The sequence below is a fragment of the Sphingobacterium sp. R2 genome, assembly GCF_040760075.1.
In the GTDB taxonomy this organism is placed as follows: domain Bacteria; phylum Bacteroidota; class Bacteroidia; order Sphingobacteriales; family Sphingobacteriaceae; genus Sphingobacterium.
In genome coordinates this window covers 2,979,386-2,992,568 of the sequence record NZ_CP142884.1, presented here as the reverse complement: position 1 = coordinate 2,992,568, position 13,183 = coordinate 2,979,386, and the positions used below count along the sequence as shown (strand labels likewise).

At 37.8% G+C, this 13,183-nt stretch carries 11 protein-coding genes and 1 tRNA gene; 6 read left to right on the top strand and 6 right to left on the bottom strand.

Annotated features, from left to right (window positions below; translation table 11 throughout):
- Nucleotides 1-208 precede the first annotated feature (208 nt).
- A complete protein-coding gene (locus VXM68_RS12355; protein WP_293955525.1) occupies nt 209-889 on the top strand; it encodes a DinB family protein in 681 nt (226 codons plus the stop codon).
- 3 nt (nt 890-892) lie between these two features.
- Entirely contained in the window at nt 893-1,345 is a 453-nt protein-coding gene (locus VXM68_RS12350) for an SRPBCC domain-containing protein (RefSeq protein ID WP_293955526.1), read from the top strand.
- A gap of 40 nt (nt 1,346-1,385) precedes the next feature.
- On the opposite strand, the gene VXM68_RS12345 is transcribed toward VXM68_RS12350, so the two are convergent.
- The 5 genes from VXM68_RS12345 to VXM68_RS12325 all read right to left on the bottom strand — a co-directional run bounded on the left by VXM68_RS12345 (nt 1,386) and on the right by VXM68_RS12325 (nt 7,120).
- Entirely contained in the window at nt 1,386-2,411 is a 1,026-nt protein-coding gene (locus VXM68_RS12345) for a hypothetical protein (protein ID WP_293955527.1), read from the bottom strand.
- A 289-nt stretch (nt 2,412-2,700) separates the two neighbouring features.
- Nucleotides 2,701-2,784 (bottom strand) — tRNA-Leu (locus VXM68_RS12340).
- Between the two features lie 74 nt (nt 2,785-2,858).
- The gene (locus VXM68_RS12335; protein ID WP_293955528.1) at nt 2,859-3,737 is read right to left on the bottom strand and encodes an exopolyphosphatase; all 879 of its coding nucleotides are present in this window, start codon (nt 3,735-3,737) and stop codon (nt 2,859-2,861) included.
- Between the two features lie 188 nt (nt 3,738-3,925).
- Nucleotides 3,926-4,468, bottom strand: coding sequence for a hypothetical protein (locus VXM68_RS12330; protein ID WP_294184744.1), 543 nt, complete (start codon nt 4,466-4,468; stop codon nt 3,926-3,928).
- Nucleotides 4,469-4,543: 75 nt separating this feature from the next.
- Entirely contained in the window at nt 4,544-7,120 is a 2,577-nt protein-coding gene (locus tag VXM68_RS12325; RefSeq protein WP_293955530.1) for a phosphoenolpyruvate carboxylase, read from the bottom strand.
- A gap of 334 nt (nt 7,121-7,454) precedes the next feature.
- Between VXM68_RS12325 and VXM68_RS12320 the strand changes: the two genes are divergently transcribed.
- Both VXM68_RS12320 and VXM68_RS12315 read left to right on the top strand, forming a co-directional pair.
- Entirely contained in the window at nt 7,455-9,647 is a 2,193-nt protein-coding gene (locus VXM68_RS12320; RefSeq protein WP_293955531.1) for an FUSC family membrane protein, read from the top strand.
- Between the two features lie 31 nt (nt 9,648-9,678).
- Entirely contained in the window at nt 9,679-10,662 is a 984-nt protein-coding gene (locus VXM68_RS12315) for a YpdA family putative bacillithiol disulfide reductase (RefSeq protein ID WP_293955532.1), read from the top strand.
- Here the strand turns inward: VXM68_RS12315 and VXM68_RS12310 are convergent.
- Nucleotides 10,655-11,269 carry a TetR/AcrR family transcriptional regulator gene (locus VXM68_RS12310; protein ID WP_294348972.1) on the bottom strand — a complete coding sequence of 205 codons (615 nt, stop codon included), beginning with the start codon at nt 11,267-11,269 and terminating at the stop codon, nt 10,655-10,657. The genes VXM68_RS12315 and VXM68_RS12310 overlap by 8 nt on opposite strands.
- A gap of 56 nt (nt 11,270-11,325) precedes the next feature.
- On the opposite strand from VXM68_RS12310, the gene murB reads away from it, so the two are divergent.
- Entirely contained in the window at nt 11,326-12,390 is a 1,065-nt protein-coding gene (gene murB / locus VXM68_RS12305) for a UDP-N-acetylmuramate dehydrogenase (protein ID WP_294348970.1), read from the top strand.
- A gap of 261 nt (nt 12,391-12,651) precedes the next feature.
- Nucleotides 12,652-13,161, top strand: coding sequence for an RNA polymerase sigma factor (locus VXM68_RS12300; RefSeq protein WP_367208887.1), 510 nt, complete (start codon nt 12,652-12,654; stop codon nt 13,159-13,161).
- Nucleotides 13,162-13,183: the final 22 nt, after the last annotated feature.

The window sequence follows — 13,183 nt, the reverse complement described above, 5'->3', positions numbered from 1 at the left end:
TATTTATAAATGTATAAGAAACACTTATTATCTAATATATCCTTTTCATACAAACTAATGCCACTAAGACCAACAAATGATTGTTATGAATAGAAATTTTTTCATAACGGCTTTTTCTTATCCTATGGAAAGTTATAAAAAACAAAAAAGCATTATAATTGTAAAGAAGTAGTGACATTTATTTTTCAATCTTAAAACATGTTAACTTATGAATCTAATTATGAACGCGATAGCAATTGCCAGTGTAGCAACTGCTTCCTTAATACCCCCAATAGCTGAACTCCCCTCATTGCTCATTCAGAACCATCAAAGCGTTGCTTTTTTACAAGAAAGACAGACCTTAAAAGATGAGTACATCGGAACCGACTCGCTAGTACAGTACTTTAATCAAACAAGTGCAGAACTTGAAAGACAAGTTGCTGGACTAAGCGAAGCGCAACTTCAGTTTAAGCCCGCATCCGACAAATGGTCTATCAGTCAATGCCTTGAGCATATTATCCGTTCGGAACGGATAATATTTGAAATGGCGAAGAAGGGCCTGGATCAAGATCCCCAACCTGAAAGAAGAAATGAAATCAAATTGACAGATGAGAATCTTAAGAATGCCCTGACTGACCGGAGCCAAAAATATCAAGCGCCCAAGGAACTTCAGCCCGAAGGAATTTATAAAGATGTAAGAACTGCACTCACTGATTTCAATGCAACCCGACAACCCGTGCTTGATTATATTAAAAAGGCTGATGTAGAAGATCTCAGAAATCATGTCAGCGATTCTCCAACTGGTCCCATTGATGGTTACCAAGCTCTAATGTTTATTGCCGGACACTGTGCACGTCATACCAAACAGATCGTAGAAATAAAAGCAGATCCAAACTTTCCTAAAAAATAGAAAATGAAGAAACTGACTTATCAAATTAAGATTAATGCTGCTGTCTCACGCGTTTTTAAAACAATGCTTGATAAAGAAACGTATAAAAAGTGGACAAGTGCTTTCAATCCAAGCTCTGATTTCGAAGGCATATGGGAGGAGGGCGAAAAAATTAATTTCATCGGAATCAATGAGCATGGTGAGAAAGAAGGGATGATCGCTGAGATTGCACAATATATTCCCAATGCATTTGTATCGATCAGGCATTTGGGAATTTTGAATAAGGGCCAAGAAATATTATCGGGCCCCGCTGTCGAGGATTGGGCTGGCGCACTGGAAAACTATTCTTTTTTCGCCGTCGAAGGAAAAACCGAATTGAAAGTGGATGTAGATACGAACGACGACTTCATCGAATACTTTAATCAGGTTTGGCCGAATGCTTTACTCCGCTTGAAGAATCTGAGTGAAATGGAATAAAAAAATATTGCTAACTATCTCCTTTCTATTTTTGTCTCGTTTATTTTTGTTTCTTTACCCTAACGTCAAATATATTGTAATACCGCAACGTGCTGAAGTCTTTAAGACTCATAAAGTCATAGGTAAGAGGATAATTAAAAATATTTTCTGTTTGCTTCTTATATAGAAGCATATCAAGGAGTACAGTTTCGATAGCTTTTGCTCCTGTTGGATATTGAATAAAGCTCCTCTTACCGCCACCACGGTAGTATATCAGTAGCTTACTGCAATCAAGCACTTTAATATCGAATTCATCCAATGGTTTGTTGTCCAATATTTTATCTATGGCTGTATTTAAGCTTGCCCGTGTTGAATCCGTTTCTCCCATTAGAATCGTATGCGTGCCGTAAGTTACTGAGGAGAGTACGTAAGGAGAATAACCTGCCTCGGAAAAAACAGCTACTTCAGCTTCTGGATAAGCATCATGATATTCCATAAAATCGATAAATAGGGTGAGTTTATTGACGTTGCTTACCCGCAGTGTACTATTTGTTTTGTTAATTGTCGTTGAGTCGCCCCTTTTTACAAGCGACAATATTTTTTTTACATCTTTCGAGTTACCGAGATATCCTTGTATTTGGGCATAATCCTCAAACGTACTGGAACTGAATATTATGCTGCTCACCTGTTTCGATTTTTCGAACTTATCTGCATAACTAAGGACATTACTATAACTAGGTTCAAAAAATCCCAAATCGACAGAAGCGTCGTTGTGAGATAAAAAATGGAATTTTACTTTTTTTGCCTTAGATTCCATGCTTTCCAAACGGGGACCTTCTATCGTATCCTTTAGATGCCATATACCACCTAAGTAAACCTGCTCATCGATGTTGTCATCGGCAAAAAGTTCACTCATCGGTAACTGTACTTTCCGAATTTCGTATTTATCCTTTGGAAAAGTAGGTTCATTTTTCGTGGTATCTGTAGGTACCACTACAGGTGGTTCTACTTTAGGCTCGATAGGATCTTTGGTACAGCTAATCCATACAAGCAAGCTGATAAGAAGCAAAAAATTTCTTGTAAACATAATAAAGTTTTAATGGGCTAGTTCTACTATCGGTAATATATAAAACGATATGAATTTATTATCAATAAAATTAAATATAATAACCTAAGATAACACTTATTTTATACAAATCCAAATATGCCCAAACATTATTAAATTTCTGCCAAAATAACAACCTCTTAAATTTCGCATTTACGATAAAGTATTGTGATGTTGCTAGAACAGCTGAAAATTGAAATTGCAGAAGAGGTAACTGATTTTAGGCATAAAAAAAGCAGACAAACTCAATTTAAAGAGTTGTCTGCTAAAGTGCCCAGGAGCAGATTCGAACTGCCACGCCCATACGAGCGCCACCCCCTCAAGATGGTGCGTCTACCAATTTCGCCACCTGGGCTTATGTTCACCTTTGGTATCACAAAAATAAAGAATTTTCAGTCTTTTACAAGTCGAAAATACCTTTTTAAAGCATTATTTTACTAAATTCCTATTGATCAACGTTCTAATTACACCGTCAACAAGCCCAACTCTTGGTACGATGATTTGTTTTAGACGGCCATGCTTCATAATTGTCAGGAAAATTTCACTCGCAGGTATGATTACATCTGCACGATCTTCGTTTAAACCCAATAAAATTATACGCTCCTTTAAAGAAAATGACGATAAATGTTCATATACAGCCTTTAATTTGGCATAGGATAACGGCCTATCCAATTTTTCATTGGATAAGCGCGCAAGCTTATTAATATTACCACCCGTACCAATGCCAATCACCTGCTTATACATATGTGTATTGCTTCGCACCCATTCTTTCAATTCATCCCAGGTTTCGGCCTTGTCCTGATTATCGAGAATTCGTATTGTTCCTAGATTAAAAGACCTTGAGTTGACCAAAATGCCATTCGCGAACAACGACAATTCTGTACTACCACCGCCTACATCAATGTAAAGGTAAACTTTATCCTTTTCCATCTTATTATCCCAATGACTATTGTAAATAATCTCAGCTTCTTTTGCACCTTCTATAATATCGATGTTTATACCGTTTTTCTTTACCTCAGCAACAATATCAGCTCCATTCTTCGCATCACGCATAGCGGAAGTGGCACAGGCTATATAATCTTCCACATGATATACGTCCATCAGTTCACGAAATGCCTTCATTGTTTTTACCAAACTCTCTGCTTTCCGTGGCGATATTTCCTGATGAATAAAAGCATCATCCCCCAAACGAAGCGGAACACGTAGCAGTGTAGTTTTCTTAAAATTATACTGGTCTTTTTGTCCTATAATGTCAGCTATCAAAAGACGAACTGCATTGGAACCTATATCTATTGCGGCGTATCTCACTTTATATATAATTCATTAAATTATGCTAAAATAAACACAGTAATTAAAAACTATGTTATATGAATGTTAAGTTATCATTAATTTAACAAATAACAAACGATTATTGCAGGGAGTTTGATCAGACATGGCCATAAAAAAAGAGTATTCATTTACATGAATACTCCTTCTCAATTTCTTTAGCCTACTGCTTAGTGATGATGTTCTTCAACTTTACCACCGGCTAACGTATAGATTTCTGCCACTTTTTTCAAAGATTCTTCGGAAACATGAATGACATTTTTATTCGTATTGAGCTCCTCATGCGATAATCTTGTATTGATCTCTCCTTGTTTTTCAACCACAAGTGCTAAAAATGCTTTATCGTTGAATGCAGATGTACTGTCTGAACCTATTGACGCTGGGATCTGAAATGCAGGCACACCGCGCTGTGCGTCGCCAACATGCAATTCCTTCGCTAGATTGTCCAATTCTGGTAACACGGCTGCATATGCTTCTTTAATCTTAGCAGCCACATTTTTCACCTCAGCTGAAGTAGATTGTTTTACTGCTACATCGGCAAGATTTACCAGGTAGTTTCCATTTTCGCCAACGAATTTAATCATTGCAAATGCATCACCATCTGCTAACGAAGCATTCGCATATTGACGCTGTCTATCTTCAGCAGTTTGTCCACAAGATGCAAATAATGTACTTGCACAAGCCGCAACAATAAATAACTTATTAATCTTCATATCAATTTTGTTAACTATACAAAAGTAGATAAAATATATGTTCTCCGAAACCCTATCTTTAAAAAGAAAGCAAAATTACGCAACATTTCTTCCCGCATTCACAACGCCAAAGATTGTACGTGCTATTAATTTCGAATAATCGTCACGTTGTGCATCCGTCAGCTGATCCGAATTTAATGCACGAATAGCAAAATGCTGTATAACCAATAACGGCAGCACAATTCCTTCCCGCGCTAAAATAGACTCACGATCCACTGGATAATTCTCCATCAGTTGTGACGTTCCACTAAGTTTCAACAGATATTCTTTGGTGACCTGATATTCGTTGTACAGTGATTTCCAAAAATCACCATAAATAGGATCGTCTTTCATGTAAGCGGTAATGTCAAAATTGGATTTTGTCATCGACATCATACAGTTATCGATCAATGTCTGGAAAAATCCCGAAGAAACATATAATTGCTGCACATCCTTCCAAAGATTATTTTTTTCCGCCCATTGCAGTGCAGTTCCCACCCCATAAAATCCGGGGATATTTTGTTTCAGCTGGCTCCAAGAGGTCACAAAACTAATTGCGCGCAAATCTTCCAACCGCAACTCACGGCCCGAATTACGTTTAACAGGTCTACTTGAAATATTGATCGACGATAAAGCTTTTAATGGCGACATGGTCTCCAAGTACGGCAAAAATAATTCATTCGTGCGTAGATCCATAAACTTATGGTGACTTAGCTCAGCCAGTTTGTCAATGATTTCTTGTTGATGTTTCGTTAATGTGTCGCCCACACGTTGTTTCAAGTCAGAAATAATTCCGGCGTGCAACAATTGCTCAATATTAAAGCGCGCTGTATCTAAAGACCCGTACTGACTACTGATGGTTTGTCCCTGAATCGTCAACTGAATATGATCATTGGCGATTTCTTTTCCCATAGATGCATAAAAACGCTGTGTTTTTCCTCCACCCCGGGCTGGCGGGCCACCACGACCGTCAAAAAATACCAGATCGACTTCATACTCGCGTGATATTGCCGTGAGTTCGATTTTTGCACGATAGATAGACCAATTGGCCATCAGATACCCACCGTCTTTCGTGCTATCTGAATAACCCAACATGATTGTCTGCTTATTTCCTCTTCGTTTTAAATGTGCTTTATACTCCTTATTACTGTACAAGGTTTTCATTACATCTGCCGCCCTAGTCAAGTCATCAACAGTCTCGAACAAAGGCACAAAATCTATCGTCAAAGCCTCTTTTTTCCAACCTGACCATAAAAATAGTTGACGAAGTCCCAAGATATCACTGGCCTGTTGGCAATTACTAATAATAAAGCGTTGTGCTGCTCGCTCAGAACCTGAACGCTGGATATCTTTCAATAATTTGATCACTCCGGAAGTATCCTTCGTCAACGCATCCGCATCCTCTCCTACTGTTAAGTCAAGTTCTTTAAATTTTAATGCCTTTTGCTTATCGCTTTCATTCAGCGTTAGGTAATCCAATGGCATCCCGGTCTTCTCTTGGTTGTGCTGGATCAGATAATTGGTAGCCTCACGAAGTATGCGGCTATCTTGTCGGATATCCAATGTGGTGAAAAAACAACCGAAAGTCATCACTTTGCGGAGTAAATCATCAACAATCTCAACGAAAAGACCATTGTGGTATTGCACTAAAACATTTTTGATTGCTTTTAGATTAGTGATAATATTGTCGGTTTCGTCCACAGGATGATCAACTGGATTAAAGCTATTTTCGTAGAACAATGTTTGCAGATTTTCCATATATTCTTCAACCCCACGAAAGGTGATCCGCCGCCTAACGATACGAAAATCCCTGTAATAACATCTAAATAAAATAGTACGTAATAGGGCGGCAACTTTCTTGGTGCTCTCCACACTTACGTTTGGATTACCATCACGGTCACCTCCCGGCCAAAAGCCCAATTCGATCAATTGTTTTACTTCTTCTGTCTCTACATTTAGTTCATCATCAATGAACGACTGAATCTCCGAAGCGACCTTATAAAACACATTTTCCAAAAACCAAGCTAAACTGGCAGCCTCATCTACTGGAGTCGGCTTATTTTTGTTGATGAATGGCGTCTTACCCAATTGCTGCAGTAACAAGTGAATACTATGTATATCATTGGTTTTGATTGCATCAATTAGGTCGTTTATAATGCCTAATACTGGTCCGGGGTAAAACTGGGTAGGATGTGCAGTCAACACGAGACGTACAGAAAAATCCTTCAATTTAGAAACGATCTTACGTCGCATATCATCACTGCCTTCGGCATTCTTAATCAATGCTCCTAAAACGTTTTCATCATCGCCGCGGCCGACCATCTGAAATGAAGAATCTTCTATTGCGTCAAATAAGACGACCTGACGCTCTATATATTGAACAAATCGAAACAACAAATCGATACGTTGCTCTTCCGAAGAAAATTCCTCATGCTGATCGAAGAAACTTTTTATGATCTCATCAGGAGTTAAATGCTGATCGACACCCTTTTCACATTGCTTTGCAAAAAATGGCAATAAAGTTCCGGTATCTTTAACACGCTGAAACGGCAATGTTAAAAACAAACTTTTGAAAAGCTCAAAGCGTGTCAATACCTCGTCCTGAAAGACGGCTTCATTTTTACTTTGCTTCATATTTAAATCTTTGAAAGTGGTCAAGAGAGTTTAGGTGACTCTTGAAATTCTGTAATATCTCTGAAATTACCCTATGCCTCCAAATATAATAATATTATATTTAAACAAATAAAAAAATATAAATTGATCAAAAAAACAATTATATTATTATAAACATACTAACAAACACTTCTGATATTGCTATCCTTAGATCACCAGTAATACTAAAAATTAAGCTTCTTCCTCTGTTAGAGGGCTATAAATGAAATAGCGATTTACCGCGCTCATGGAGTAATATCGAAGAACAATTGTTTTTAATATGAAAAGCAATTTATCTAAGTTTGTACTATACATTATGAAACAGACACAAGAAATAAAAAGTTTTTTCTACAGCCAATATTTTGCTGATGGACTCCGAATCACTATTGGATGTATCGTGCCTGTCCTTATATTTGCTACTTTCGGACAGTTTACCAATGGAACAATCGTTTCCTTGGGCGCCCTTCTAGTGGGCCTTTCCGATACACCGGGAGCCCCCAGCCACAGAAGGAAAGGGATGATTGCGGGAGCAATTTTGACTACACTAACTTTTATTCTGACCAATGTAGTTAATCAAAATGTATATCTACTAGCAATATTTATCGGCATGGCCTGCTTTATATTCGCTATGTTTGCAGTATTCAATAGCAGAGCTGCCAATGTGGGCCTCATGTGTATTCTGATGATGTTGATTCATGTACAGATTCACTACCCCATCGCAGAAGCCATCAATTATTTAGGCTTTTATACATTAGGAGGATTATGGTATATCGCCATCAGTCTTTCCATTACCCAGGTTCGTCCTTACCGGTTGGCTGAACAGGAACTGTCCGAAACGATCCGTTATGTCGCAGATTACATCCGGTTGAAAGCTAATTTTTACGATGCCAAAATCGATAATGACAAAAATTACCTGAAGCTTATTGACAAACAAGTTGAAGTAAACCAGCATCAGGAAAACTTACGGGATGTATTGTTTCAAAGTAAACGATCGATTAAAGATACCACGAAAGTAGGACGCTACCTAACACTCGTTTTCAATGATATCGTCGACCTCTTTGAGCAAAGTATGGCAGCGCATTATGATTATAACGCCATCAGTGAGCGCTTTGGCCCCACGGGAATCTTAGAAGATTTCAAAAATGTGATCTTAAAATACACCAACGAGCTTGACAATTTAGCCTATCAGCTCAATACAAATACACAGCCTAAACCCTTATATGATTTCGACACAGATCTCAGCCGTCTTCATGCTAAGATCGATCAGCTGGATCGAAACCAACAGTACAGCACGTTCGCATTACGCAAAGTATTAATCAATTTGCGCGATCTCGTTCGTCGAATCAGAAATATATACGGCTACTCACATCTACAGCCGGATGATGTCAAACGCAAAGAAATTGATGATGCAAAACGTTTTGTCCAGAGCTCCCCAATCGATTTAAAAAAGTTTCGTGAAAACCTTACTTTAAAATCGACTATATTTCGACATGCCTGCCGGATGGCAATTGTCATGTCGATCACTTATTATGTGTTTGAAGTAACCAATATCACCAACAATGTGTACTGGATCCTGCTCACGATTATGGTGATCTTAAAGCCTGGCTTTGGACTCACAAAAGAGCGAAATATTCAACGGCTTATCGGAACCACAATAGGTGGGCTCATAGGAGCCTTTATACTCTTAACCATTCATGATCCCACTGTGCTATTCGTACTGTTGGTATTCTTTTTTCTAACGGCATACAGCTTGTTCCGAGTTAATTATGTTATTGCCGTACTTTTTATGACACCCTATGTATTGATTATGCTGAGCTTTGTCAGTGCCAATACCTTGGATGTCACAAAAGAAAGAATATTGGATACATTTATAGGTGGTATGATCGCGTTTCTATCCAGCTATGTTATTTTCCCAAATTGGGAAAGCATGCAAGTCAAGGAATCCATGCGTAAGCTACTTATCGCCAACTACAATTACATTGTTCAGGCATTGAAAGAAATTGCAGGTCAAGCACCTTCCGTCACCGATTATAAATTGACCCGCAAGGCTGTCTATGTAGAAACAGCCAATATGGGTTCTACATTCCAACGGATGCTGACGGAACCAAAAAAACGTCAAAAATATACGAAGGAAGTGAATAAATTCGTCATATTCAACCATATTTTGGCTTCTTTCTCGGTGACCTTAATGAACCATCTTGACGAAATGGACAATAATTATATCAATAAGGACCATGTTCGGGCAATCCGAAAAATCTTAAGTTCACTTGAACAATCCATTCAACTGCTACATTCTGAAGATAGTACCAAGGAATTCGTTCCTCTGATCATCGAGATTCCAAATGACCGATTTGCCCATACAAACACCAGTTCAGTAGATGGACAGCTCCTGAACGAGCAATTAGAGTTTTTAGGTAAAATTGCTCAAGATTTACATAAAATTGTTCAGGATCTCCACGCCAAAAGCACAGCAATGTCAGAAAATGATCTGCAAAAGGCTTTAAGCTGATTTATTCTATAAAATTATCGACATTTACATCATGAGTGATAGCATGACACAGTACGACCTGATTATAGTTGGCGGCGGGCCAATTGGCTTAGCTTGTGCCCTAGAAGCGAAAGAATCAAATTTAAATTATCTTATCCTTGAAAAAGGCTGTTTGGTTAATTCTCTTTATAATTATCCCCAGAATATGACTTTTTTCTCTTCCTCCGAAAGATTAGAAATTGGAGATATTCCTTTTGTAACAACCAATCCTAAGCCCAGACGGATGGAGGCTTTGGAGTATTACAGACGCATACAACAAAAGTTCAACCTAGATACACACCTCTTCGAAGAAGTACTTGACATCAAACAGCAAGGATCCGGTTTTTTGGTTACCAGCAATAAAAGGATGTATTTGAGCAAAAAAATCATTATTGCGACCGGCTTTTACGACATTCCGATGTTGCTCAATATTCCGGGCGAAGAACTTCCCAAAGTCAGGCACTATTATGATGACCCGCATTATTATAGCAGTCAAAAGGTAATTGTTGTTGGCGCTAGTAATTCATCTATTGATGCTGCGCTTGAAACTTTTCGAAAAGGAGCTCAAGTATCTTTGGTCATCCGTGGCAGCGCAATCAGTCATCGGGTAAAATACTGGGTAAGACCAGATATTGAAAATCGAATTGCTGCAGGGGAAATTGATGTCTATTATAATAGCTGCTTGACCGAAGTAACACCGACCTCCGCGTATATCCAAACCCCAAATGGTACTATCGAAATCGAAAATGACTTTGTGCTGGCTTTAACGGGCTATCGACCCAATTTTGATTTTTTGAAAAAGATCGGGATTGACATTCCCCTAGAAGCACCTTGTATTCCAAGTCATAATGAAGACACGATGGAAACAAATGTAGCGGGAATCTATCTAGCAGGCGTTGTTTGTGGTGGCTTAAATACCCACCTATGGTTTATTGAAAATTCACGAATACATGCCAAACAGATTATCGGACACATTCTTCAATCAACACTTACTTAGCCTGAAACCGTAAGCCATTTAAGAAGATTTTCATCATTTTCTTTTGTAAACTCAGGATATGATCGAATTCCTCTTTTGTGGGAAATAGCATATTTTTCATATCCTTCAGTATGCCCATACGCATACCGAACAGCGAGTATAAAAGAATTCTGGCCGTTTCATTGATATCTTCAACCTGTATTTCTCCAGCATCAATACCGATCTTCAGAATCTTCTCAATAATTTCAACTTCCCGAAGATAAGATTCTTTAAACACCTGCTCCAATTCGTCGGGGAGTTCTTTCACCATCTTCATGGTATATTCAAACAAATTATAATATTGATTGATAATTTTGACACGCATATCAATGGAGTACATCATGATTTCCTCGAAGTCGCCTCCCTTCCCTATCACGACCTCCAGATCTTCGATCATTTTATCAATTACATATTCGAAGACAGCAGAATATAAGCTATTTTTGTCTGGAAAATAGTAGTATAGCAATGCTTTTGAAAAATTGAGATCTTTGGCTATTTCCGACATCGTTGTCTTAGCCATTCCGAAGTGTGCAAAGCGCCTTGTCGCAGCTTCTAGAATTTTGATTCTTTTTACATCTGCATTACCCATTAAACTTATATTTTTTATCGTAAAATAAACGGTTTATACTATCTTTACCGATTATCATGCTAAAGATAGCTGATTTTTTTGAATTTCTGAAAATTAAAGTCAATATGGAGTTAAACGTTCAATCGAATATTTCTTTAAAACCTTTCAATACGTTTGGAATAGAGGAAAAGGCAAATTTTCTCATTGAAGTGAAGGATAATGAAACATTGACCGAAATTTTTAAAAACAACATTTTCAAAGACAATTTTTTTGTTCTGGGAGCTGGAAGCAATGTTTTGTTCACCAAAGCTTTCGAGGGATATATTATCCGCATGACAAGCAAGGGCATACAGTCAAAAACTGATGGCAACGATGTCTATGTAACAGCGCAAGCTGGAGAAATCTGGAACGACTTCGTCTGGTATTGCATTGAGCATAATTACGCTGGTGTTGAAAACATGGCGCTGATTCCTGGCACTGTAGGCGCCTCCCCCGTTCAAAATATAGGTGCATATGGGACAGAGTTAATGTATATCTTTCACGAATGCCAGGCTTTTGATACACATACAGGTAGGTTTGTACTATTCCAGAAGGAAGATTGCTATTTTTCCTATAGGGACAGTATCTTTAAAACAGCACATAAGGGCCGGTTTATTATCACTCAAGTAACCTATAAACTCAGCTTAACCCCTCATCTTAACACAAGTTATGGCGCAATAGAAGCAGAGCTTGATAAAGAAAATATAACCAATCCAACTATTGCCGATATTGCAACCGTTGTCTCCAAAATACGCGTGGAAAAGCTGCCCGACCCCAGTACCGTCGGAAATGCAGGAAGTTTTTTTAAAAATCCCATAGTAACTGAATCATTCTTCGCTACGCTCCAAAAAGAATACCCAACTATTCCGCACTATCCAATGCCCAATAATGAAACAAAATTAGCTGCAGGATGGTTAATCGAACAATGTGGTTGGAAAGGAAAGGAATATGGACAAGCAGGTGTATGGAAAAATCAGGCTCTTGTACTAATAAATAGACAAAGCGCTAGTGGACAGGAAATTTACCAGCTGTCGGAACATATTATAAGCGACGTAGCCAACAAATTTGGCGTTACGCTAGAGCGTGAGGTTAATTTGTTATAAAACCGTTAATTAATTCGCGTAAACTTTTCACAAGTAAAAAGTGACTCCAAAAACGCTCCATAGGGCTACAGAATCACTTTTAGCTAATTTTATTTACTTAAAGTTAGTCTTAAAACTGTCTTATCTGCCTTAAAATAACCTTAAAATTATATTAACAAATTCTATTTTACAATTTTTGGCGCATTATTTGCCTCATACTTTATGAACCTGATTTTATAAACTTACTGTTTTGTAAAAAGAACAGTTATAATTCATTAAGCTATGACTAAGAATGAATTTGACACCATGGTGATTGAGCAATCCGACTCATTAAAACTGTACGCCAGAAATTTTACCAGCGATTACGAAGATGCAAACGATCTCGTTCAGGATACAATTCTGAAAGCTGTAACCTATTTTAAAAATTTTAGAGAAGGTACAAATTTAAAAGGATGGCTGTATACCATCATGAAAAATACATTTATTAATAACTATAGACGTATTGTAAAAACAAACTCCTTTATCACAAAAGATGAAGATATTTCTAATGCAAACCTCCTCTCGTCTGCTTCCGCCAATCAAGGAGAAAGTAAATTTGTGATGCAGGACATTCATGAAGCATTATCAAATCTTTCCGAAGAGTATTACATCCCCTTTACACTTTACTTTGAAGGTTTTAAATATCATGAGATATCTGAACACCTGAATATCCCTATTGGAACAGTAAAGACACGAATACATGTTGCCAGAAAATTAATGAAAAAATCGCTATCGTCGTATAAAGTAGCCTAGTTTTTATATCTTCGCCAACTCA